General features: G+C 62.7%; 23 protein-coding genes. 11 read left to right on the top strand and 12 right to left on the bottom strand.

What is annotated here, in order from left to right:
• The first annotated feature begins 23 nt into the window (after positions 1-23).
• Together fae and LY284_RS24145 are read left to right on the top strand one after the other, a co-directional pair.
• Positions 24-533: a formaldehyde-activating enzyme gene (fae, locus tag LY284_RS24150; RefSeq protein WP_014251683.1), complete on the top strand. Its 510-nt coding sequence runs from the start codon at positions 24-26 to the stop codon at positions 531-533.
• A gap of 83 nt (positions 534-616) precedes the next feature.
• The gene (locus LY284_RS24145) at positions 617-1,021 is read left to right on the top strand and encodes a hypothetical protein (protein WP_045452759.1); all 405 of its coding nucleotides are present in this window, start codon (positions 617-619) and stop codon (positions 1,019-1,021) included.
• 624 nt (positions 1,022-1,645) lie between these two features.
• Here the strand turns inward: LY284_RS24145 and LY284_RS24140 are convergent.
• Positions 1,646-2,131, bottom strand: a complete 486-nt coding sequence (locus LY284_RS24140) for a dihydroneopterin aldolase (protein WP_053569778.1) — start codon at positions 2,129-2,131, stop codon at positions 1,646-1,648.
• A gap of 377 nt (positions 2,132-2,508) precedes the next feature.
• Here LY284_RS24140 and LY284_RS24135 point away from each other — a divergent pair, with 377 nt between their 5' ends.
• Genes LY284_RS24135 through LY284_RS24125 form a run of 3 tightly spaced genes read left to right on the top strand, consistent with a single transcriptional unit; the run spans position 2,509 to position 6,544 of the window.
• The gene (locus tag LY284_RS24135; protein WP_014251681.1) at positions 2,509-4,569 is read left to right on the top strand and encodes a sigma-54-dependent Fis family transcriptional regulator; all 2,061 of its coding nucleotides are present in this window, start codon (positions 2,509-2,511) and stop codon (positions 4,567-4,569) included.
• On the top strand, positions 4,566-5,165 hold the full coding sequence (locus tag LY284_RS24130) for a flavoprotein (RefSeq protein ID WP_233388204.1): 600 nt from the start codon (positions 4,566-4,568) through the stop codon (positions 5,163-5,165). Before LY284_RS24135 ends, LY284_RS24130 begins: the two co-directional genes overlap by 4 nt.
• Entirely contained in the window at positions 5,144-6,544 is a 1,401-nt protein-coding gene (locus LY284_RS24125; protein ID WP_233388203.1) for a DUF6513 domain-containing protein, read from the top strand. Before LY284_RS24130 ends, LY284_RS24125 begins: the two co-directional genes overlap by 22 nt.
• Here LY284_RS24125 and LY284_RS24120 read toward each other — a convergent pair.
• The gene (locus LY284_RS24120; RefSeq protein ID WP_233388202.1) at positions 6,541-7,092 is read right to left on the bottom strand and encodes a thioredoxin family protein; all 552 of its coding nucleotides are present in this window, start codon (positions 7,090-7,092) and stop codon (positions 6,541-6,543) included. The genes LY284_RS24125 and LY284_RS24120 overlap by 4 nt on opposite strands.
• Positions 7,093-7,190: 98 nt before the next feature.
• On the opposite strand from LY284_RS24120, the gene LY284_RS24115 reads away from it, so the two are divergent.
• Complete coding sequence (locus LY284_RS24115; RefSeq protein ID WP_233388201.1) at positions 7,191-7,496, top strand: hypothetical protein; 306 nt, start codon at positions 7,191-7,193, stop codon at positions 7,494-7,496.
• Entirely contained in the window at positions 7,493-7,873 is a 381-nt protein-coding gene (locus LY284_RS24110; protein ID WP_309243206.1) for a type II toxin-antitoxin system VapC family toxin, read from the top strand. Before LY284_RS24115 ends, LY284_RS24110 begins: the two co-directional genes overlap by 4 nt.
• A 42-nt stretch (positions 7,874-7,915) precedes the next feature.
• On the opposite strand, the gene fba is transcribed toward LY284_RS24110, so the two are convergent.
• From fba to LY284_RS24080, 6 genes are read right to left on the bottom strand one after another with little or no spacing between them, the layout of a single operon-like run.
• Positions 7,916-8,953: a class II fructose-bisphosphate aldolase gene (gene fba, locus LY284_RS24105; protein WP_045452742.1), complete on the bottom strand. Its 1,038-nt coding sequence runs from the start codon at positions 8,951-8,953 to the stop codon at positions 7,916-7,918.
• 28 nt (positions 8,954-8,981) lie between these two features.
• On the bottom strand, positions 8,982-11,024 hold the full coding sequence (gene tkt, locus LY284_RS24100; RefSeq protein ID WP_233388200.1) for a transketolase: 2,043 nt from the start codon (positions 11,022-11,024) through the stop codon (positions 8,982-8,984).
• A gap of 34 nt (positions 11,025-11,058) precedes the next feature.
• Entirely contained in the window at positions 11,059-11,931 is an 873-nt protein-coding gene (locus tag LY284_RS24095; RefSeq protein ID WP_045452737.1) for a phosphoribulokinase, read from the bottom strand.
• Positions 11,932-11,970: 39 nt separating this feature from the next.
• Positions 11,971-13,065, bottom strand: a complete 1,095-nt coding sequence (locus LY284_RS24090; protein WP_233388199.1) for a class 1 fructose-bisphosphatase — start codon at positions 13,063-13,065, stop codon at positions 11,971-11,973.
• A gap of 18 nt (positions 13,066-13,083) precedes the next feature.
• Entirely contained in the window at positions 13,084-13,998 is a 915-nt protein-coding gene (gene cbbX, locus LY284_RS24085) for a CbbX protein (protein WP_233388198.1), read from the bottom strand.
• Between the two features lie 15 nt (positions 13,999-14,013).
• Entirely contained in the window at positions 14,014-14,430 is a 417-nt protein-coding gene (locus LY284_RS24080) for a ribulose bisphosphate carboxylase small subunit (RefSeq protein ID WP_233388197.1), read from the bottom strand.
• A 498-nt stretch (positions 14,431-14,928) separates the two neighbouring features.
• Between LY284_RS24080 and LY284_RS24075 the strand changes: the two genes are divergently transcribed.
• Positions 14,929-15,093 (top strand): hypothetical protein, encoded by a 165-nt coding sequence (locus LY284_RS24075; protein WP_233388196.1) that lies wholly within the window; start codon positions 14,929-14,931, stop codon positions 15,091-15,093.
• On the opposite strand, the gene LY284_RS24070 is transcribed toward LY284_RS24075, so the two are convergent.
• Positions 15,077-16,570 carry a form I ribulose bisphosphate carboxylase large subunit gene (locus LY284_RS24070; protein WP_077158058.1) on the bottom strand — a complete coding sequence of 498 codons (1,494 nt, stop codon included), beginning with the start codon at positions 16,568-16,570 and terminating at the stop codon, positions 15,077-15,079. The genes LY284_RS24075 and LY284_RS24070 overlap by 17 nt on opposite strands.
• 362 nt (positions 16,571-16,932) lie before the next feature.
• On the opposite strand from LY284_RS24070, the gene pqqA reads away from it, so the two are divergent.
• The 3 genes from pqqA (at position 16,933) to LY284_RS24055 (ending at position 18,376) form a co-directional block, all read left to right on the top strand.
• Complete coding sequence (gene pqqA, locus LY284_RS38780) at positions 16,933-17,007, top strand: pyrroloquinoline quinone precursor peptide PqqA (protein WP_008354335.1); 75 nt, start codon at positions 16,933-16,935, stop codon at positions 17,005-17,007.
• Between the two features lie 81 nt (positions 17,008-17,088).
• The gene (locus LY284_RS24060; RefSeq protein WP_045452723.1) at positions 17,089-17,658 is read left to right on the top strand and encodes a DUF447 domain-containing protein; all 570 of its coding nucleotides are present in this window, start codon (positions 17,089-17,091) and stop codon (positions 17,656-17,658) included.
• A gap of 22 nt (positions 17,659-17,680) precedes the next feature.
• Complete coding sequence (locus tag LY284_RS24055; protein ID WP_233388195.1) at positions 17,681-18,376, top strand: (5-formylfuran-3-yl)methyl phosphate synthase; 696 nt, start codon at positions 17,681-17,683, stop codon at positions 18,374-18,376.
• A 630-nt stretch (positions 18,377-19,006) separates the two neighbouring features.
• Here LY284_RS24055 and LY284_RS24050 read toward each other — a convergent pair.
• The 3 genes from LY284_RS24050 to LY284_RS24040 form a co-directional block, all read right to left on the bottom strand.
• On the bottom strand, positions 19,007-19,594 hold the full coding sequence (locus LY284_RS24050) for an aspartate/glutamate/uridylate kinase (protein WP_014251667.1): 588 nt from the start codon (positions 19,592-19,594) through the stop codon (positions 19,007-19,009).
• A gap of 75 nt (positions 19,595-19,669) precedes the next feature.
• Positions 19,670-20,791, bottom strand: coding sequence for a hydantoinase/oxoprolinase family protein (locus tag LY284_RS24045; RefSeq protein WP_233388194.1), 1,122 nt, complete (start codon positions 20,789-20,791; stop codon positions 19,670-19,672).
• Positions 20,788-21,828, bottom strand: coding sequence for an ATP-grasp domain-containing protein (locus LY284_RS24040; RefSeq protein WP_233388193.1), 1,041 nt, complete (start codon positions 21,826-21,828; stop codon positions 20,788-20,790). Before LY284_RS24040 ends, LY284_RS24045 begins: the two co-directional genes overlap by 4 nt.
• Positions 21,829-21,831 lie beyond the last annotated feature (3 nt).

Below are 21,831 nucleotides of genomic sequence, written 5' to 3'. Positions count from 1 at the left end.
ACCAAATCCACTGGAGGAACAGCATGGCCAAGATCAACCGCGTCCTGGTAGGAGAGTCGCTCGTCGGCGATGGCAACGAGGTCGCACACATCGACTTGATCATCGGACCGCGAGGTTCAGCTGCAGAGACCGCGTTCTGCCACGCGCTCACGAACAACAAGGATGGCTTCACGTCGCTGCTCGCCGTGGTCGCACCGAATCTGATGACCAAGCCGAACACGATTCTCTTCAACAAGGTGACGATCAAGGGCGCGAAGCAGGCCGTGCAGATGTTCGGCCCGGCGCAGCGCGCGGTGGCGATGGCGGTGGCCGACAGCGTCGAAAGCGGCGTGATTCCCGCCGACGAAGCCGACGATCTTTTTATTTGCGTCGGCGTGTTCATCCACTGGGACGCCAGCGACGATCAGAAGATCCACGACTTCAACTATCAGGCGACGAAGGAATCGATCGAGCGCGCGGTGGCGGGCGAGCCGTCGTCGAAGGATGTAGTATCGAAGAAGGGATCGATGTCGCATCCGTTCTCGCCGAGTTGATTTTTTCTTGCTTGTGGCCGGTGCGTGGGTTGTGTCTTGCGTGCCGGCTGTTACGGGTTTATTAAAACTATGAGGCTCATCGCATGATCCCAAGTTGCCGCGCGCTGACGGTGGTGGCGTTCCTCTCGCTGATTTCATCGCTTTCGATCGCCGCGACGGGCGGCGGCGGCAGCGGTGCTGCGCCCGCAAAGACGCATGATTATCCGACCGAAGGGCGCGTGGAATATGTCCTCGGCTGCATGGAGGATAACGGGCGCGAATTCGCCAACGTTTATAAGTGCTCGTGTGCGATCGACAGGATCGCGAAAGTGCTTCCTTATGATGATTTTGTCGAGCAATCGACGTTTTCTAAATACGCTACGCTGGGTGGGGAAGGCGGGGCTGAGTTTCGGGTGGATCGGGCTAAGGCTCAGACCAAGAAGTTTCGGGAATTGCAGAAGGATGCGTTTAGGGCATGTGGGATTCAAGCTGCTGCTGCAGCCAAGTGAGCTTTCTTTTGCTGGGTCCCGTTTTGGTGTTGGTTTATTAGCACTGCCCCTCCCCGGGGCGGGGGTAACTTTCTTTGCTGCTGCAAAGAAAGTCACCAAAGAAAGCAGCTTCTCACCGCCCGCGGTCACACGCACGTTGGCCATTTTTCTCCTCGGGGAATGGCCCTCGCCTAAAGAGTGCTCTCACAAGCCCAACCGGGCTTGGATCGCGCACGGTCTGACAAGTCATAACTTTGAGCGCGCTGGTGCAGCACGAAATAGCTTCGGCACAGCGCTACGCGCTGCCGTTGGGTATGCAGGGGAAACCCACGCATACCCGGTTGACCCGTCGGCCGCGAAGCGGGCTGGAGCTTGAAATGGCTGTACCAATGAATTAAGTGGCGCGATGTGACGGACCGTGCGCGATCCAAGCCCGATGGGGCCTTCGAGGGCGACACTTAGGCGAGGGCCGTTCCCCGAGGAGAAAAGTGGCCAAACTGCGTGTGACCGCGGGCGGTGAGAGAGCTGCTTTCTTTGGTGACTTTCTTTGCAGCAGCAAAGAAAGTTACCCCCGCCCCGGGGAGGGGCAGTGCTAATAGACCGACAACAAAGCAAGTTCCACGAAACCCAAAAAAACCAAAGACCTCACTCCCTAACATACCCCCTCCCAATCCATGCAAGGCTTGCGGAGCCGCTACCTCCGCACAAACCCTCGACGCGTCGCCGTCGCTCAATCACCACACCCACCGCATCCACATCATCAAACTTCGCAGGCTTGGCCAACGAAACCCTCACCCAATGCGCGCCAAAATCCGCGATGACCAACTGCGCGATGCGCTCCGCCAGCGCTTCCAGCAACTGCAACCCATGCGACGCGAAGAGCGAAAGAACCGCCTCCCGCACTGCCGCATAATTAACCGTATCCTCGATGCGATCCGTCGCACACGCGCGAAGCGAAGGCACGCCGATAGCAAGATCCAGCCGCACCGGCTGCGGATCATGCAGCTCCGAAGAGTCGATGCCGATCACGGTCTGCCCGGTCAGCCCTTCGATATAAACGATATCCATCGCGCCATCAGCAGGTTGCGGCGCAACATAAACAGCTTCGCGGATCGGTTCGAATCGGCCCATGTGCTCATCGCCGCGTAAAGCGGTCCCTGTCGTAGATGGTGGAAAACCGGCAACCTGCGCCGAATGCATCCGTAAGGAGCAAGCAAAAAACGGGCGCGTTTGATCTTCTCTATGCGACTCCTTATTGAACCGATGCGTCATAGGATGTAAAGTTTTTGAGAACCGGGCCGGATCGGGGCCTTGAAAGCCATTCGGACAGCAATCGGCAACACCTGAAACTCACCCGATCCCCCGGCCACGAGGCGCGCCTGCAAGCGGAACACGCGTAGACAGGCAGGCAAAGCCGCAGCGCCAACGTAGAACACAACAGATTCGGCGCCGGACGGCCGCGCGGATAACCGCGCACCGGAAACGCGGCGCAACGGAGACTTGCCCCCATGTCGTCGCTTGCTGACGTAGACACGCATGTCCGGGAAGTGCTGAACATCGTCAATAATCCGCTGGCCGCGCGCCGCGCCAGCGATTCAGTCGCGCAATCGTGGCTGCGCTGCCTCACGGAGTTCCGGCTCGATCCGGCGCGCTTCGTGATGCCGCCCGTCCTGACGCAGCACGAATTGACCGAGCGACGCGAAGCCGCGAGCGATCTCATCGCCTGCTCGAAGCTCGAAATGACGACGCTGTATCAGCAGCTCGCCGATCCTGAACTCGCCGTCGTGCTCGTCGATGCGGACGGCGTCATCGTGCATCAGGTGTCATCGGTGCCGTTCGGCGAAGCGGTCGCGGCGGACGGCCTGCGCGTCGGCGCGCTATGGAGCGAGCGCGAAGCCGGCACGAACGGCATGGGCACGTGTCTCGTCGAGCGCGAATGCATCGCCGTGTGCCAGCACGAGCATTTTTATCCGCGCTACACGTCGCTCACGTGCTCGGCCGCGCCGATCTTCGATGAACGCGGCGGCGTCGCCGGCGTGCTCGACGTGACGAGCCGCTCGAAACTGCTTCAGCAGCATTCGCTCGTGCTCGTCGGCATGTCGCGGCAGATGATCGAAAATCGCCTGATCGATGCGCGCTATCGCCACGCGAACATGATCCACTTTCATAGCCGGCCCGAATTCGTCGGCACGCTGCACGCGGGCAAGCTCGCCGTCAGCGACGAAGGCGTGGTGCTCGCCGCGAGCCGCAGCGCACTCTTTCAGCTCGATCTGCGCTCGCCCGCCGAGCTCTGCGGCAAGCGCATCGAGGAAGCGTTCAACGCGACGCTCGAAGACATGATCGCGCGCAGCATCCGCGGCTCGTTCCATCCGGTGACGGTGTATAGCGCGAAGGCGAACAGCCGCTTCTTTCTCATCGCGCAGACGCCGCGCGAGGCCGCCAACGGCGCGACGCGCATCCTGATGAACGATCCGTCAGCCAGCGCCCGCCCGAAGCCCGCGGCGCGCAAGGACACGCGCGAAGCGCCCAGCGCCGGACGGCTCGACAAGCTCTCGCATCTGGAATTCGGCGATCCGCGCATGGCCTCGCAGATCCAGCTCGCCGCACGCGTGATCCAGCGCAAGATTCCCATCATCCTGCGCGGCCAGACGGGCACCGGCAAGGAAGTGTTCGCCAATGCGCTGCACAGCATCAGCCCGAATGGAGGCGGTGCGTTCGTCGCGGTGAATTGCGCATCGTTGCCGGAGAATCTCATCGAGAGCGAATTGTTCGGCTATCGCGCGGGCGCGTTCACCGGCGCGCAGCGCGAAGGCCGGCGCGGCAAGATCGTGCAGGCCAATGGCGGCACGCTCTTTCTCGACGAAATCGGCGACATGCCGCTCGCGTTGCAGGCGCGTTTGCTGCGCGTGCTCGAAGAACACGAAGTGACGCCGCTCGGCGCGGAAACCACCGTGAAAGTGGACTTTCAGCTCATCAGCGCGAGCCACCGCAATCTCGCCGAGCTCGTGCAGACCGGCATGTTCCGCGAGGATCTGTATTACCGGCTGAACGGCATCGAGATCAATCTGCCGCCCTTGCGTGAACGCGCCGATGCGCTCGCGCTCATCGGCCATATTCTCGAAACCGAATCCGACGAGCCGCCTACGCTTTCCGCGGAAGCGCGGCAGGCGCTGCTTTCGTATCCGTGGCCGGGCAATATCCGCCAGTTGCGGCACGTGCTGCAAATGGCGATCGCGCTGTGCGATGGTCCCGAGATCCGCTGCGCGCATCTGCCGCCGGATATCGTGAACGGCGCAGCGCCCGCGACGCAAACGCCCGCGCGCGCACCGGCCGCGCCGGTCCAGCCGCCGCATCTCGCCGACGACGCCGACACGTCCGCGCTCAACGCGATTCAGGTGAAGGAGCGCGAAACCGTGCTGCAATTGCTGGACGAGCATCGCTGGAACGTGAGCAATGTCGCGAAGGTGCTCGGCATCAGCCGCAATACGCTGTATCGGAAGATGCATCGACTGCATATCCGGCTGTCGCACGATACGCCCGGATCCGACAACGCCGCCTCCGACGCATGACGCAACCCACGCCCGTCCGAAGGCTCGACGAGTTCAAGCCCGACGCGCGCTTCGCGTGGTGCGTGACCGGCTCCGGCCATATGCTCGAGGAGTCGATCGCGCTGGCCTTGCGCCTGCCCGGCGTCGATCTCTTTCTTTCCGCCGCCGGCGAGGAAGTGCTGCCGCTTTATGGCTGGACGATCGCGAAGCTGCGCGAGCACTTCAAGGTGTTTCGCGACAACAGCGCGAGCAGCGTGCCTGTCGGCATGATCTATGGCGGCGAATATCACACGGTCGTGATCGCGCCCGCGACGAGCAATACCGTCGCCAAATGCGTGTTCGGCATCTCCGATACCCTGCCCACCAACCTCTATGCGCAAGCCGGCAAGCAATGCGTGCCGGGCATCGTGTTCGCATGCGATACCGCGCCTTCCGTCATCACGCAGGCCCCGCACGAATGGGTCGAAGTGAGGCCGCGCGCGATCGAGTTCGACAACGTCGAGCGGCTCGCGCGCTTCGCGCACACGACCGTGGCCCGCACGCTCGACGATCTCGAAGCCGCGCTCGATCAACGCCTGTCGGACCTGAAGCTCGCATGGAACACATCGTCTTCCTGACCGGGCGGCTCGCGCAGCTAAGTCTTCAGCAAGTGCTCGAAAGCATCGCGCCCGCCGCGTCGGGCACGCCCTTTTCATGGGAAGTGCGCGAGATCGGCCTTCAGGTGGCGGGCTTGATGACGGCCGACATGATCCGCAGGCGCGTCGCGATTCCATTGACCGAAGGCACGAGCCGCATGATCGTGCCCGGCCGCTGCCGCGGCGATCTCGATGCCTTGACGGCGCACTACGGCGTGAAGGTCGAGCGCGGTCCGGAAGAAGTGAAGGACCTACCGCAGTTCTTCGGGCGCGAGGCGCGGCATGTCGATCTGTCGCGCTACGAGACGGAGATTTTCGCGGAGATCGTCGATGCGCCGCGTCTCGATCTCAACGGCATCGCGGCACGCGCGCGCGAATACAAGCGGCAAGGCGCCGATGTGATCGACATCGGCTGTCTGCCGGAAACCGCATTTCCGCATCTCGAGGATGCGGTCGTGATGTTGAAGGAACAAGGCTATCGCGTGAGCGTCGATTCGATGCGCGATGAAGAGCTCGTGCGCGGCGGCCGCGCGGGCGCCGACTACGTGATGAGCCTCAACACCGACACGCTATGGATCGCGGACGAGGTCGCATCCACGCCGATACTCGTGCCGCGCGAGCCCGCCGACGCCGCCTCGCTCGATGCCGCCATCGACGCCATGACTCAACGCGGCCGCGCCTTTCTCGCCGACCCGATTCTCGATCCGATACCGTTCGGGCTCGCCGCGTCCATCGCGCGCTATGTATCCTTGCGCGAGCGTTATCCCGATGTGGCGATCATGATGGGCGTCGGCAACGTGACCGAGCTGACCGAAGCGGATACGAGCGGCATCAATGCGGTGTTGTTCGGCATGGCCGCCGAATTGCGCGTGGCGGCGGTGCTGACGACGTCGGTGAGCCTGCACGCGCGGCGCGCCGTGCGCGAAGCCGATGTGGCGCGGCGCGTGATGCATGCCGCGCGCGAAACGCAGACGCTGCCCAAAGGCATTAGCGCCGATCTTTCCGCGTTACATGCGAAGCGGCCTTTTCCCTACGATGCCGACGAGATCGGCGCGCTCGCCGCTTCTGTTCGCGATCCTAACTATCGCGTGCAGGTGTCGGCGGACGGGATTCATGTCTATAACCGGGACGGGCACCATGTCGCCGTCGATCCGTTCGCGCTGTATCCGCGACTCGGCGTGGAGCATGACGGCGGGCATGCGTTTTACCTCGGTGTACAGCTCGCGCGCGCGGAAATCGCATGGCAACTCGGCAAGCGTTTCGATCAGGATCAGGCGCTCGACTGGGGATGCGAGGTCGATCGGCCGGAAGAGGATCTGATGGCCTGGCATGCGCCCGGAAGCACGAAGAAGCAGCGCTAGGCCTTCCATTTGATCGAGCAGCCGAGCGCGGGATACTGCTCGGCTGCCGGCGTCTCGTCGTTTTCCGCTATCGCGCGCATCGCTTCGAAGAGATCGCGGCGCGCGTCCGGCAAGGCCTCTTTGCGCGAAGCATCGATGCGTCCGCGATAACGCAACCGCAAATCCCGGTCGAATCCGAAGCATTCCGGCGTGCACACCGCACCGTACGTGCGCGCGACGTCCTGGGTCTCATCGTGCAGATAAGGGAATGGCAGTTGCCATGCCTGCGCGACGGCGATCATGCGGTCGAAGGCGTCGTCGGTGTAGACGGTCGCGTCGTTCGAATTGATGCCTGCGACGTTGATGCCGATTTGCTGCAGCGCTCGCGCGTCGCGAATGAGGTTTGGCATGGCCGACTTGACGTAGGGGCAGTGATTGCACATGAAGACGATCACGAGACCGTTTTCGCCTTTGAGCGTGTCGAGTGTGTAGGTTTTGCCGTCGGTGGCGGGCAGCGTGAAGGCGGATGCGGTTGCGCCGAGTTCCGCTGTCGGGGATTCGGTAGGCATGAGATAGCTCCCATTTTTTTCCGCTGGCCGTTCGGCATATTGGCGGGGTTGACGGAGTCGGATAGCATGAGATTTCTTTTTAGTTATCCGGAGGATTTATGCACATTCTCAGCATCGACGAAGCACAGCAAGATCTACTCAAAGTCCTGGAGATGGTGGCGCAAGGCGAAGACGTGGCGATCGGCGGGAAGTATCCGACGCTGCTACTGAAGGTACGCTCGGTCGGCAACATCGTAGACAAGCACGGCAAAGAAGCGGGCGGCTCGATCATCATATTCGATCCTGAAGACGAAAGCGCGTTCGAGGACGAGGCCTTCAAACCCTTGCCCGATGACATGATCGAACAGATGTGTAACGGTCCGCTGTTTCCGGAGGAAATTCACGCCACACATGAGAGTCGATGATGCGCGTATTGCTCGATACCCACATCTACATCTGGCGCGTTTCGAACGATCGCCGGTTGACCCCTCGCTTTCGTAGGGCGATCGAGGAAGCGCGGCAGGTATATGTCAGCACGGCCAGTATCTGGGAATTGTCAATCAAATCCGCTCGCGGCAAGCTCGAACCGCAGGGCGAGCGTGCAATAGACGAACTGGAGGAGCAGCCGTTCATCGTGCTTCCCGTTCAACTGAAGCATGCCAGAGCAATACGCGACATGCCCGACCTTCATCGCGACCCGTTTGATCGCGTGCTCGTCGCTCAAGCGCTTACGGAAAACCTCAGATTCCTGACCGTCGACAGCGAACTCGCCGACTATTTCAACGAAGCCCTCCCCGCCTGACCCAGCGCCGCACGTTCCCCAAAGAAACGAGCGGCGCTCCTCTCACTGATACCGCTTCGCCATCGCCTCCAGCCCCATCGGCCTGATGCGATCCGCGTGCCCCGCGCACCCGAACGCCTCGAATCGCTCGATGCACAAATCGCGCGCCGCCGCCGTCGCCGCCTTCAGCGCATGCCGCGGATCGAATTCCGACTTCGCCGACGCCATCGCCCTTCGCATCGCGCCGGTCATCGCGAGCCGAATGTCGGTATCGATATTCACCTTCCTCACGCCGTTCGCAATGCCGCGCCGGATTTCCTCGACGGGCACGCCGTAAGTGGCCGGAATCTCGCCGCCGTGCTCGCGAATGATCGCCAGCCATTCCTGCGGCACCGACGACGATCCGTGCATCACGAGATGCGTATCCGGAATGCGTTCGTGAATCTCGGCGATGCGGTCGATCGCGAGAATGTCGCCCGTCGGCTGGCGGCTGAACTTGTACGCGCCATGCGACGTGCCGATGGCGATCGCGAGCGCATCGATGCCCGTCGCCTCGACGAACGCGCGCGCCTCGCCGGGATCGGTCAGCAAGCGGTCGTGCGTCAGCGTGCCTTCTGCGCCGACACCGTCCTCCTCGCCCGCTCGCCCCGTTTCGAGCGAACCGAGACAGCCCAGCTCGCCCTCCACCGAGACGCCCACCGAATGCGCCGCCTCCACGACGCGCCGGCTCACGTCGACGTTGTAGTCGTAATCGGCGGGCGTTTTCTGATCGGGCATGAGCGAGCCGTCCATCATGACGGACGTGAAGCCGGAACGAATCGCCTGCTGGCACACGGACGGACTCGCGCCGTGATCCTGATGCAGCACGACGGGAATGTCCGGATGCGCCTCCACGGCCGCGAGCACCAGATGCCGCAGATACGGCTCGCCCGCATACTTGCGCGCGCCCGCCGACGCCTGCAGGATGACCGGGCTCCTCGTCGCCTCGGCCGCCTGCATGATCGCGTGGACCTGCTCCATGTTGTTGACGTTGAACGCGGGCACCCCGTATTCGTGCTCCGCCGCGTGATCCAGCAACTGCCTCAATGCGATGAAAGCCATCTTGACGTCTCCATGCGGTTGGCAAAATTCAGGCGGCCACGCGGCGCGCTTCATCGACGAGCGCGTCGGTCGTCACGCCGAAGTGCGCGAACAATTCGCTCGCGGGCGCCGATTCGCCGAAGCGGTCGATGCCGATCACGCCCCCCTTCAGCCCCACGTACTGCCGCCAGAAACCGGTGACGCCCGCCTCGATCGCGACGCGCGGCACACCCTCGGGCAGCACGCGCTCGCGCCACACGTTGCACTGACGATCGAACACGGTGGTCGATGGCATCGACACCACGCGCGCGAGAATGCCCTCTTCCTTCAGCGGCGCGACCGCCGCGAGCGCGAGCGCCACTTCCGAGCCGGTCGCGATCAGCACGACGCGGCGCGCATCGCGTTCGCACGTCGATGGCCAATCGGCGAGCACGTAGCCGCCGCGCTCGATCGCATCGATCTGCGCGTCGTCGCGCGGCACGAAGGGCAAAGTCTGGCGCGAGAGCAGAAGGCACGAAGGCCGGTCGCGGTCGATAGCGCTCACCCACGCCTGCATCGTCTCGACGGTATCGCACGGACGCCAGACGTCGAGGCCCGGAATCATGCGCAGACTCGCGGCATGTTCGACCGGCTGGTGCGTCGGTCCATCCTCGCCGAGGCCGATCGAATCGTGCGTGAACACGAAGACCGTGCGCGTCTTCATCAGCGCGGCCATGCGCAGCGCGTTGCGCGAGTAATCGGAAAACGTGAGAAACGTGCCGCCGAACGGCAGATAGCCGCGATGCAGCGCGACGCCGTTGAGCACCGCGCTCATGCCGAATTCGCGCACGCCGAAGTGGATGTAATTGCCCTTCGCCGGCGACGCCGACACGTCCACCGCATCCTTCCATCGCGTGAGATTCGAGCCGGTCAGGTCGGCCGATCCGCCAAGCAGTTCGGGCAACGCGCGCGCGAGTCCTTCGATCGCGATCTGCGACGCCTTGCGCGTCGCGACCGACTGCCGCGCGCGGTCCGCATCGTGCACGAGCGCATGCGCCACGTCGCGCCAGTTCGCGGGCAATGCGCCGCGCACGCGCCGCTCGAACTCGGCGGCCTCGTCCGGAAACACGCGACGGTACGCCTCCATGCGGCGCTGCCAGTCGTCCTGCGCCGCCGCGCCCGCCTCGCGCGCGTCCCACAGCGCGCGAATCGACAACGGCATCTCGAACGGCGCATGCGTCCAGTCGAGCGCGCGGCGCGTGGCTTCGACTTCATCGGCGGGAAGCGGCGCGCCGTGCACGTCGTGCGTGCCGGCCATCGTCGGCGCGCCGAGCCCGATCACCGTCTTGCAGCAGATGAGCGTCGGGCGCTCCGACTCGCGCGCGGCCTGCAACGCGCGCGACACTTCATCGACGTCATGGCCATCCACCGCGCGCACGACGTTCCAGCCGTAGGCTTCGAAGCGCTTCGGCGTATCGTCGGCGAACCAGCCTTCGACATGGCCATCGATCGAAATGCCGTTGTCGTCATAGAGCACGGTGAGCTTGTTGAGCCTCAACGTGCCCGCGAGCGATGCCGCTTCATGCGACACGCCTTCCATCAGACAGCCATCGCCCACGAAAACGTACGTGCGATGATCGACGATCTCGTGCCCCGGCCGATTGAATTCGCGCGCGAGCAGCGATTCGGCGAGCGCCATGCCGACCGCGTTCGTCAGGCCTTGCCCGAGCGGGCCGGTCGTCGTTTCGACGCCGGGCGTGACGCCGACTTCCGGATGGCCCGGCGTCTTGCTGCCGAATTGTCGAAAGCGCTTGATCTCGTCGATCGAAAGGTCATAGCCGGTCAAATGCAAAAGCGCATAAATCAGCATCGATCCATGACCATTCGACATGACGAAGCGATCGCGGTCCGGCCAGTCGGGATCGGCGGGATTGTGCTTCAGATGTCGGCCCCAGAGCGCGACCGCGATCTCCGCCATGCCCATCGGCATGCCGGGATGACCCGAGTTCGCCTGACCAACCGCATCGACGGCGAGCATGCGAAGCGCATTCGCCATGTGTCGGATATCGGGTGAGCGATGATGCCTGGGCAATATTTCAGCGACGGCATTCATGGATGCCTCCTTTGATGCGATGTGAGAAACCTGTCTAAGCGCGCGCGCGCCGGTCGCGTAATTGCAGAATCATCGGCGTGAAGATGAGTTGCATCGCGAGACCCATCTTGCCGCCGGGCACGACGATCACATTCGGCCGCGACATGAACGAGTCGTGCAGCATCGTCAGAAGATAAGGAAAGTCGATGCCCTTCGGCTTCGCGAAACGAATCACGACGAAGCTCTCGTCGGGCTGCGGAATCTCGCGCGCGGTGAAGGGATTCGACGTATCCACGGTCGGCACGCGCTGAAAATTCACATGCGTGCGCGAGAACTGCGGACAGATGTAGTTCACGTAATCGGGCATGCGGCGCAGAATCGTATCGACGACCGCTTCGTGCGAATAGCCGCGCATCGTCTGATCGCGATGCAGCTTCTGAATCCATTCGAGATTGATGATCGGCACGACGCCGACGAGCAGATCGGCATGACGCGCGATATCCACTTTCTCGGTGACAGCCCCGCCGTGCAGGCCTTCGTAGAACATCATGTCGGTGCCGGGCGCGATGTCTTCCCACGGCGTGAAGGTGCCCGCGTCCTGCTTGTAATGCGCGGACTCGCCTTCGTCGTGCACGTAATGGCGATATTGGCCGCCGCCCGTTTCGCCATAGCTTTTGAACAGGCTTTCGAGTTCCGCGAGCAGATTCGCTTCGGGCCCGAAGTGGCTGAAGTTGACGAGGCCATCGCGCTCGCTTTGCTTCATCGCTTCGCGCATGCCGAGCCGGTCGTAGCGATGAAACGCGTCGCCTTCGACGATCTGCGCGTTGATCTTTTCACGCCGGAAGATATGCGTAAAGCTCTTCATGACCGTGGTGGTGCCGGCGCCGCTCGAACCCGTCACCGCGACGATAGGATGTTTGACTGACATGCGCTTGTCTCCCTGTTCTAGATGTGGTTAGCGCTGGTTCTATGCTTCCGTTTCCGGTAAGAACAGCGAACGCTCCTTGAACAATGGCGACGTAAAAGGCTTGTCTTCGCCGCGATCGTATTCGCCGTGATAGCGCTGAATGCGCGCGACTTCATTGCGTGAACCGAGAATCACCGGAACGCGTTGATGCAAGGCTTTCGGTTCGAGATCGAGGATGCGCTCGCGCCCCGTGATCGATAATCCGCCCGCCTGCTCGACGATGAAACTCATCGGGCTTGCTTCATACAGCAGGCGCAAACGTCCTTCCATCTCGGGCGTCTTGAAGTCGCGCGGATACATGAACACGCCGCCGCGCATCAGGATGCGATGCACTTCCGCGACCATCGACGCAATCCATCGCATGTTGAAGTCCTGCGCGCGGCAGCCGGTGCGGCCGTCCTTGCATTCCTGCACGTAGCGGCGCACGGGCGGTTCCCAGAAACGTTCATTCGATGCATTGATCGCGAACTCGCAGGAGTCGTCGGGAATGCGGATATCGGAATGCGTGAGCACGAAGTTGCCGACGTCGCGTTCGAGCGTGAAGCCGTGCGTGCCGTTGCCGACGGACAGCACGAGCATCGTCGATGGGCCGTAGATCGCGTAACCGGCCGCGACCTGTTCGCGGCCCGGGCGCAGGAACGATGCCTCATCGGGCGGATTGCTCTCGTCGCCACCGCGTCTGAGCACGGAGAAGATCGACCCGACGACGCCGTTGATATCGATGTTCGAGGACCCGTCGAGCGGATCGAACGCGAGCAGATACTCGCCGCGCGGATACGGCTCGGGAATGGCATAGACCTCGTCCATTTCCTCGGACACCATGCCCGCGAGCAAGCCGTCCCATTCGCAATGCTGCAGGAAGATATCGTTGGTCACCACGTCGAGCTTCTTCTGTTCTTCTCCGTGCGTGTTGATCGAATGCGCCGAGCCGTGCTGTCCGCTAAGCGCACCGCGCGTCAATGCGGCGGCGATCGTCTTGATCGATGCGGCCACATCGATCAGAAGCGCGGACAGTCCGCTCGCCGCTTCCGGACCGGGCTTGCGGTCCAGCGTGTCGATCAGGAACTTCGATAAGGTCGTGCGTCCATCCTGCATCGCGTTCTCCTTCGGGCGTTATGAATCGATGAACACGCGGCTTGCGCGAATATCGCTGGCATCGAGCTGCATGAGCGCGTTGGCATCGGCCGCGCCGCTGCCACGTTCCGCCGCGGCGAACAGCCGATTGGCCTGACGCAATCGCGCGCGGTCGAGCGCATTGCGCACCGAGCGCGCATTGGCGAAGTTGGGCTGTTTGATGCGTCGCTCGAGATACGCTTCGAAGGCTTGGCGCGCGTCGTCGTCGAAGCGGTAATGCATGTCGGTCAGCATGTGCTCGGCGATCTGCAGAAGCTCATCGGGCGCATAGTCCGGAAACACGAGGTGATGCGCGATACGCGAGCGAAAGCCGGGATTGCTGTGGAAGAACGTCTCCATGCGCGCTTCGTAGCCCGCGAGAATCACGACGAGATCGTCGCGCTGGTTTTCCATCGTCTGCAGCAGGATTTCAATGGCTTCCTGCCCGTAATCGCGTTCGTTCTCCGGCCGATACAGGTAGTAGGCCTCGTCGATGAAGAGCACGCCGCCCATCGCACGCTTGAGCACTTCGCGCGTTTTGGGCGCGGTATGGCCGATGTATTGGCCGACGAGATCGTCGCGCGTCACCGAGACGAGATGATTGCGCCGGATATAGCCCAGCCGGTGCAGCACTTGCGCCATGCGCAGCGCCACAGTGGTTTTTCCGGTTCCGGGATTGCCCGAGAAGCACATGTGCAGCGTGGGCGCACCCGACGCGATACCGAGCGTCTCGCGGGCGCGTTCCACGAGCAGATGCGCGGCGATCTCGCGGATACGCGTCTTGACGGGCGCGAGTCCGATGAGATCGCGGTCCAGCTCCGTCAGCACTTCTCCGATGCGCGAATCTTTGTAGAGCGCCATTAGATCGGCTTTCGTTTGAAGAGGCGCTGCTTCGAGCGTGGCTTCGGCGCTCATGATGTCGTCTCCTCATCAATAGCGCTCGCCGCTCGGGCGATCGGTTGCGTAGGTGCGGATCGCGTAGCGCTGGATGCGGCTTCTGTTGTCCTGGCGTTCGAGGCGGAAGCCTCGCTCTTCTGCCGGCCGGTTGACGATGAACGAGAGACGCATCGTTTCGAAGCCACGTACTGAATCGAAGGCGTTGACCTTGATGTAGTGGTTCGGATACGTCTTGCGGCATTCGTTCACTTCCATCAGCACGCCGGCGGCATCGCGGAGGTCGAACATGGGGAGGCCCCACATTTCCCAATAGGTGTTTCTTGGGTGGGGATCGTCGGTGTATTCGACTGAGCAGGACCAGCCTTGGTCTAAGGCGTAGTTGATTTGTGACGATATCTCCTCGTCGGTTAATTCTGGGAGGAAGGAGAAGGTTCCTTGGGTTATGTGCATTTTTTCGTCATCCTTATGTTGTATGGGTTGGGTTGGGTTTCGTGGAACTTGCTTTCGTGTCGGTCTATTAGCACTGCCCCTCCCCGGGGCGGGGGTAACTTTCTTTGCTGCTGCAAAGAAAGTCACCAAAGAAAGCAGCTCTCTCACCGCCCGCGGTCACACGCAGTTTGGCCACTTTTCTCCTCGGGGAACGGCCCTCGCCTAAGTGTCGCCCTCGAAGGCCCCATCGGGCTTGGATCGCACACGGTCCGTCACATCGCGCCACTTGATGTATTGGTACAGCCATTTCAAGTTCCAGCCCGCTTCGCAGCCGATGGGTCAATCGGGTATGCGTGGGTTTCCCTCGCATACCCAACGGCAGCGCGTAGCGCTGTGCCGAAGCTATTTTGTGCTGAACCAGCGCGTTCAAAGTTATGGCGTGTCAGACCGTGTGCGATCCAAGCCCGGTTAGGTCTGTGAGGGCACTCTTTAGGCGAGGGCCGTTCCCCGAGGAGAAAAATGGCCAAACTGCGTGTGACCGCGGGCGGTGACAAGCTGCTTTCTTTGCTTACTTTCTTTGCAGCAGCAAAGAAAGTGAGTGCCGCCCCGCACAGGGGCAGTGCTAATAAACCAACACCAAAACGGGATCCAGCGACACAAAAAAAAATCAAACCGCCACACTAGGCGTAACAGCAAAATCCGGCGTATCCGTCGAAGCATAATTAAACGTGACATCCCGCCAAGTATCGAGCGCCTGCTTCAAAGGCGTACAAAACCTCGCGGCAGCGTCCAACACATCCAACCCTTCATTGACAATATCGCGCCCCTCGTTACGCGCCTTAACCATAGCTTCGAGCGCAACACGATTCGCCGTCGCACCGGCCTGAATACCTTGCGGATGTCCAATCGTCCCACCGCCGAATTGCAGAATGCAGTCATCGCCGAACAGATCGAGCAGTTGATGCATCTGCCCTGCATGAATGCCGCCCGACGCAACGGGCATCACCTTCCGCAGTCCAGCCCAAGGCTGATCGAAAAAGATCCCGCGTGAAAGGTCAGGTTCGTTCCGAGCCTCTCGGCACACGTTGTAATACCCCTGCACCGACAAAGGATCGCCTTCGAGCTTGCCGACAGCCGTCCCCGCATGCGCATGATCCACACCCGCCATCCGCAGCCACTTCGCGATCACGCGAAACGAGATGCCATGATTGCGCTGCCGCGTATAAGTGCCATGCCCCGCGCGATGCAAATGCAGAATCATGTCGTTGCGACGCGCCCACTTCGACATCGACTGAATCGCCGTCCAGCCGATCACGAGATCGATCATCACGATGCACGAGCCGAGTTCCTTGGCGAATTCCGCTCGCTCGTACATGTCTTCCATCGTGCCGGCCGTCACGTTGAGGTAATGGCCCTTCACTTCGCCCGTCTCGGCTTGCGCGCGGCTCACCGCTTCCATCGCGAAGAGATAGCGGTCGCGCCAGTGCATGAACGCCTGCGAGTTGATGTTCTCGTCGTCCTTCAGAAAGTCGAGGCCGCCTTTCAGCCCTTCATACACGACACGCCCGTAGTTCTTGCCCGACAAGCCGAGCTTCGGCTTCACCGTCGCGCCGAGCAGCGGGCGACCATACTTGTCGAGCCGTTCACGTTCGACGATGATGCCCGTCGGCGGCCCCTGAAACGTCTTCAGATACGCAACGGGAATGCGCATGTCTTCGAGACGCAGCGCCTTTAACGGCTTGAAACCGAACACATTGCCGATGATCGAAGCCGTGAGATTCGCGACCGATCCTTCCTCGAAGAGATCGAGTTCATAAGCGATATAGGCGAAGTACTGCGGCTCGTCGGCGCGCTGATTCGGCACCGGGTCCACGCGATACGCCTTCGCGCGGTACATGTCGCATGCGGTGAGGCGGTCGGTCCATACGACAGTCCACGTCGCCGTCGACGATTCGCCCGCCACGGCCGCAGCCGCTTCTTCCGGCTCGACGCCCGCTTGCGGCGTGATGCGAAAGAGCGCGATGACATCCGTGTCCTTCGGCGTGTAGTCGGGCTGCCAATAGCCCATCTCGCGATACTTCATGACGCCGGCCGCATAACGCGAGCGCGGATCGGACGGATTGCGCGCCGCCTCGACGGCAGCCTTGCTGAAATCGTTCATTCCGTTTCCTCGACAGTGAGATGAGTGAGACTTCGCCTGTTGCCCCGCTGTGATTGCAGAGTAAGCACTGGCCGCAAGGAAAGGAATTCACGAATTACTTGGCCCGGCTTAAGCGATGCCTTATTGGGTGTTAGCCCTGATGCGGTTATCGCCGATGAGATGGGACACTTTGCTCTGATTCCGTCACAGTCGGTTCGCACGGCGGGGTATCGACGCTCTTCGGCATCCGCTTCATGTCATTGGCATGACGCTTGCATCGTCGAAACGCCGGCCCCCTCCCGGCCGCCTGGCGGATTCGTCCGCATCGGCAAGCATTGAAGCGGTTATCGAGGCTGCAACTCAACTCACATGGAGGAACGCGCATGCAATGGACTACACCGAGCTTCACCGATATGCGTTTTGGTTTTGAAATCACGATGTATATCGCGACCCGCTAAACACGGATCGAACCCGCACGAAGCCGCGATGCATCCCGCAAGCGGCGCTTTCGTGCGGCCCGAATTCATGCGCCGAGCCTTATGATCTACGAGACCATCGTGACGACCGCCGATCGCGAAGGCCGGCCGCATATCGCGCCGATGGGCGTGCGCTTCGAAGAAGGCTTCGCGATTCTCGCGCCGTTTCGTCCATCGGCGACGCTCGACAACGTCATCGCGACGAAGAGCGCGGTCGTCAACTTCACCACGGACGTGCGTGTGTTCGCGGGCTGCGTGACGGGCTATCAACGCGACTGGCCGACCGTGATCGCGAGCACGGTGCCAAGCGTGCGGCTCGCATCGACGCTGGCGCATACCGAGTTGCGCCTGGCCGAACTGCTCGATGACGAAACGCGTCCGACGCTGCGCATGGAATGCGTGCATCGCGAGACGCATGCGCCATTTGCGGGCTTCAATCGCGCGCAGGCGGCTGTCGTCGAAGGCGCTATTTTGGTGAGCCGTTTGTTCATGCTGCCGCCTGAAAAGGTGGATAGCGAGATTGCGTATTTGCGCATCGCGATCGACAAGACCGCGGGCGATGCCGAGCGCGAGGCCTGGCAATGGCTCTTGCAGGCGATCGAAGCGCATCGCGCGAAGGCGCTTCATTCGTAACATCCCTCTGGAGTTTTCATCGATGACCGCATTGCTCGCGAGCGTCCGCTCGTCCGACGAAGCATTCGATGCCGCGAATGCGGGCGCCGATCTGATCGATCTGAAGGAGCCGGGTGCGGGCGCGCTCGGCGGGGTCGCGATTCACGTTATCGCGAGGATCGTGCGGGAGTTGCGTGCGCGGTATGCGGTGCGGCCGATCAGCGCGACCATCGGCGATTTCCCTAACGATGCGATCGATGAGATCACGTCTCGTGTGCTCGATGTGGCTGCTGCCGGCGTTGATTATGTGAAAGTGGGCGTGTCGCCTGGTGCGGGGGCTTCGGCATGTTTGCGGCATCTGGCTGGCTTGCCTGCGGCGGTTGTGCCCGTGTTGCTATCGGATGATGGTGTGGATCGGGAGCTGGCCGCGCTTGCGGTGCGGTTGGGGTTTGTGGGTATCGTGTTCGATACGGCCCATAAGGATGGGCGCACGTTGTTCGATTGTGTCGATGCGGAAGGGTTGGCCGGGTGCATGGCCGATGCGCGCTCTCGTGGGGTGATGACGGCGGTCGCCGGGTCTTTGGGATGGAGTGATCTTGATCGGATTCGGATGTTGTCGCCGGATATTGCAGGGTTTCGCGGGGCGCTGTGTGGGGAGGGGGTTGGGCGCGGGGGGCGGCTCGATCCTGAGCGGGTTGGGAGGTGGGTGCGGGCCTTGCGGGACGGGGGCGCTGTTTGATTTTTTTTTGGCCTTCGCCGGATCCCGTTTTCTTGTTGGTTTATTAGCACTGCCCCTCCCCGGGGCGGGGGTAACTTTCTTTGCTGCTGCAAAGAAAGTCACCAAAGAAAGCAGCTCTCTCACCGCACGCGGTCACACGCAGTTTGGCCATTTTTCTCCTCGGGGATCGGCCCTCGCCTAAAGAGTGCCCTCATATACCCAATCGGGCTTGGATCGCGCACGGTCTGACAAGCCATAACTTTTAGCGCGCTGGTTCAGCACAAAATAGCTTCGGCACAGCGCTGCGCGCTGCCGCCGGGTATGCCGCGGAAACCCACGCATACCCGATTGACCCATCGGCTGCGAAGCGGGCTGGAACTTGAAATGGCTGTACCAATACATCAAGTGGCGCGATGTGACGGACCGTGTGCGATCCACGCCCGATTGGGCCTATGGGGGCACTCTTTAGGCGAGGGCCGTTCCCGGAGGAGAAAAATGGCCAAACTGCGTGTGACCGCGGGCCGTGACAAAGCTGCTTTCTTTGGTGACTTTCTTTGCAGCAGCAAAGAAAGTTACCCCCGCCCCGGGGAGGGGCAGTGCTAATAGACCGACACCAAAGCAAGTTCCACAAAAACAAAAACCAAAAAAACCTTAAACCGCCACATTAAGCAACCGATCCCTCATAACCGAAGCATCCCCTTTACTAAAAACCTCGACAACATAATTCGCATCCCGCACATAACCAGGAAACCGACGATCCAGAACCCCACGAGCAGCCAGCGCCTCAAGCGGCGCATTCGCCTCCACCTCACATGACTTCACGATCATCAACCGCTCCGCATTGAGCGAAGTCGAAAGCCACGCGGCGAGCGAATCCGACGTGGTATCCCAGTTGGTCATCGAATCGGGCGTCGAGCGCATCAAATCCGTCGGTACCCAAACCGCCACCCGCCCATCCCGCAACGCGCGCCGGATGCGATTCTCGTTCGACGCGAGCACGAGTTCCGACACCACGCCCTGCATCAGAATCGCGTACTGCGCCATCGCGAGCAAACACATGTTGTGCGCGGCGAGATCGTCGAATTGCCATTCGCGCTGATACTGCCGCACCGCGTCCGCAAAATCGCCCCCGCCCGGCACGATCACGACGCGCCCTCCGCCCACTTCCCATAGCCGCGTCAACCACTCGCGCAGCGCCGGGTCGTGACCGAGGCTACCCCCGATCTTCACCACCCACATGGTTCCTGTCCTCGTTCGATCATGCCGCCGGGCCACGCACCCGGTTCCATACCGCTCGCTGTATTCCACACGCTATCACGCCGCGCGCGGCGATGCTTCCTTCGACGAATCCACCTGCTTGCCCGCCGCCATCGACGCCAGCAACGCCACCGCAACGCTCGGCGCACACGTCGATACCCACTCGGCACGCGCGGCGTCGTCATCCGGTACGCCCGCCAGCCGCGCAAAGTCGATATAACCGCGCGCCTCCTGCCGCGCGAGCGCCGCCGCCAGAAACCGCCCGCATCCCGCGCCGACGATCGGCGCCGCCGCGAGCGCCGCGTCCCGCGCAATCACGCGCGCGAGATTCGCTTCGAGCGTGCGCAACTGCTCGTGCCGCCAGGTCTGCGCGAATCGCCGCCACTCGCCATCGCTCGCATCGGCGGCATCGCGGCCGATCATCCGCGCAATGCGCGCACGGCTCGCGGCTTCGGTCTTCGGGCCGTTGTCGGCGCTCGGATGCTGGTCGTGCTCCGGCCACAATTCGCCCGTCAGGCGATAGACGTCCGCGGTCGTCGCGAACCACTCGTTCATCACGCCCGCCGTCTCGCCGCGAAACGCGATGCGATGGGCCACGCCGCATAACGGCGTGCGCACGACGCCCTGATAGACGAGCTCGCCGCTGATGAGCCGCTCCGCATCGTTCGCGCCGCGCGCGATCACGCGTCCATCGACAATCGGAATGATGTCGGTCGTCGTGCTGCCGATATCGATCAGCACCGCCGCCGGCACGCACGCCGCGACCCATTGCGCGGTCGCGAGCCAGTTCGCCGATGCGACGCTGCGCCAGCCCTCCGCGCACGCCGAACGCGCGAGCCAGCCGGCCTCGCCGGCGAAGAACATCGTGCGCGGGCCGAGCCGTTGCGCGAGCGTGCGCGTGAGCGTGCGCACGCCCTCGGCGCGATCAGCGAAGCAATCGACCATTTCGCCCGTCATCGTGACGGCATGACGCGCCGATGCGTGGCCGGCGGCGGGCCAGCGCACGAACACGGCGTCGATCACGCGCTCCAGATGCGCGACGCCCTGCCACAACGGACACGCCCATTGCGCGACGTCCGCGAGCGCGCCCGCGCGCGTCGTCATCGAGACCTTGACGTGCGCGCCGCCCACGTCCCAGCCGAACACCGGCGCGTCGTTCGAAACCGGCGATGACGTCATGACAACGCTCCGCCGCACGCGCGCAGCAAGGGCGCATCGCCGTCGAAACCGGTCACGCGATGCGCCGCGAGCAGCTCCGCCGCGAGATTCTTTCCGCCGCGCCGGCTGAGTTCCGCATACGCGACAGTCAGGCGCGGATTCACCTCGATCACGACCGGCCCGCGCTCGTGATGCCACACGACATCGATACCGACGAAACCGCGCAAACCCGGAAACGCCTCCGCAACGCGCAGCGCGAGGCGTTCGAGCGCCCGTCCCTGCGGACCATGCCGGTCGATGCGATCGACATCGACGCCGTCGAACTGCACGATGCGCGCGCGCCGCCCGGACCCCGCCGCATCCGACATGCCGATGCGCTGCCGGTTGATGCTGACGAGCCGCGCGAGCCGCTCGCGGCAGATGAGCGACAGGCTGAGCGGCTCGCCATCGACCCATTCCTGCAGCACGGGATTGCGGCCCGCCGCCGCGCGCGCTTCGTATTCCGCGCGCGCGGCAGCGAGGTCGTCGTAGAAATAGGTATCGAGGCCGCCGGCGCCGTCGTCGGGCTTGACGACCCAGCGGCGTCCGGCGCCCGCGGCCGCGCGATCCGGTTCGAGCGCGGGCGTCGCGGCAATGCTGCGCGCGGCCAGACATGCGGCCGTCGCGCTTTTGCTCGATGCCGCGCGGATCGCTTCCTTCGCGCAGCCGAGCCAGCGCGCCTGGCCAACGGCATCGTAGAGCTTGAGCAGCAGTCCGTCGCATTCGGGCGCGACGATGCAGGCATAGTCGTGCTCGCGCGCCACGCGGGCGACGAAGGCCGTGACCGGTTCGCCGGGCGCCGCGCGCACGTAGCCGGCGTCGTCATCGACCTGTTCGAAGCGCGAGCTTGCGACGGTCACGTCGATGCCCGGCAGCGCGCGCAGATCGGCGGCGATGGCGTCGAGCATCACGCGGCCTTCGACGATCAGCGCGGAGAGGTCGGCGAGGCTGCCTGCGCCCGCCACGTCCGGATCGATGCCGCCGCCGGTGAGATACTCGAATACAAAGATCTTGGTCAAAGG

The organism is Caballeronia sp. PC1 (assembly GCF_021353155.1).
Taxonomy (GTDB): domain Bacteria; phylum Pseudomonadota; class Gammaproteobacteria; order Burkholderiales; family Burkholderiaceae; genus Caballeronia; species Caballeronia cordobensis.
Note: the sequence above shows the minus strand (reverse complement) of the source record. Positions and strands in the feature narration are given on the sequence as shown.

Bases quoted from the DNA above. Each gene is read 5' to 3' on its own strand.
- fae (WP_014251683.1), top strand. From the start codon at position 24: ATGGCCAAGATCAACCGCGTCCTGGTAGGAGAGTCGCTCGTCGGCGAT.
- LY284_RS24145 (WP_045452759.1), top strand. From the start codon at position 617: ATGATCCCAAGTTGCCGCGCGCTGACGGTGGTGGCGTTCCTCTCGCTG.
- LY284_RS24140 (WP_053569778.1), bottom strand. From the start codon at position 2,131: ATGGGCCGATTCGAACCGATCCGCGAAGCTGTTTATGTTGCGCCGCAA.
- LY284_RS24135 (WP_014251681.1), top strand. From the start codon at position 2,509: ATGTCGTCGCTTGCTGACGTAGACACGCATGTCCGGGAAGTGCTGAAC.
- LY284_RS24130 (WP_233388204.1), top strand. From the start codon at position 4,566: ATGACGCAACCCACGCCCGTCCGAAGGCTCGACGAGTTCAAGCCCGAC.
- LY284_RS24125 (WP_233388203.1), top strand. From the start codon at position 5,144: ATGGAACACATCGTCTTCCTGACCGGGCGGCTCGCGCAGCTAAGTCTT.
- LY284_RS24120 (WP_233388202.1), bottom strand. From the start codon at position 7,092: ATGCCTACCGAATCCCCGACAGCGGAACTCGGCGCAACCGCATCCGCC.
- LY284_RS24115 (WP_233388201.1), top strand. From the start codon at position 7,191: ATGCACATTCTCAGCATCGACGAAGCACAGCAAGATCTACTCAAAGTC.
- LY284_RS24110 (WP_309243206.1), top strand. From the start codon at position 7,493: ATGATGCGCGTATTGCTCGATACCCACATCTACATCTGGCGCGTTTCG.
- fba (WP_045452742.1), bottom strand. From the start codon at position 8,953: ATGGCTTTCATCGCATTGAGGCAGTTGCTGGATCACGCGGCGGAGCAC.
- tkt (WP_233388200.1), bottom strand. From the start codon at position 11,024: ATGAATGCCGTCGCTGAAATATTGCCCAGGCATCATCGCTCACCCGAT.
- LY284_RS24095 (WP_045452737.1), bottom strand. From the start codon at position 11,931: ATGTCAGTCAAACATCCTATCGTCGCGGTGACGGGTTCGAGCGGCGCC.
- LY284_RS24090 (WP_233388199.1), bottom strand. From the start codon at position 13,065: ATGCAGGATGGACGCACGACCTTATCGAAGTTCCTGATCGACACGCTG.
- cbbX (WP_233388198.1), bottom strand. From the start codon at position 13,998: ATGAGCGCCGAAGCCACGCTCGAAGCAGCGCCTCTTCAAACGAAAGCC.
- LY284_RS24080 (WP_233388197.1), bottom strand. From the start codon at position 14,430: ATGCACATAACCCAAGGAACCTTCTCCTTCCTCCCAGAATTAACCGAC.
- LY284_RS24075 (WP_233388196.1), top strand. From the start codon at position 14,929: ATGGCCAAACTGCGTGTGACCGCGGGCGGTGACAAGCTGCTTTCTTTG.
- LY284_RS24070 (WP_077158058.1), bottom strand. From the start codon at position 16,570: ATGAACGATTTCAGCAAGGCTGCCGTCGAGGCGGCGCGCAATCCGTCC.
- LY284_RS24060 (WP_045452723.1), top strand. From the start codon at position 17,089: ATGATCTACGAGACCATCGTGACGACCGCCGATCGCGAAGGCCGGCCG.
- LY284_RS24055 (WP_233388195.1), top strand. From the start codon at position 17,681: ATGACCGCATTGCTCGCGAGCGTCCGCTCGTCCGACGAAGCATTCGAT.
- LY284_RS24050 (WP_014251667.1), bottom strand. From the start codon at position 19,594: ATGTGGGTGGTGAAGATCGGGGGTAGCCTCGGTCACGACCCGGCGCTG.
- LY284_RS24045 (WP_233388194.1), bottom strand. From the start codon at position 20,791: ATGACGTCATCGCCGGTTTCGAACGACGCGCCGGTGTTCGGCTGGGAC.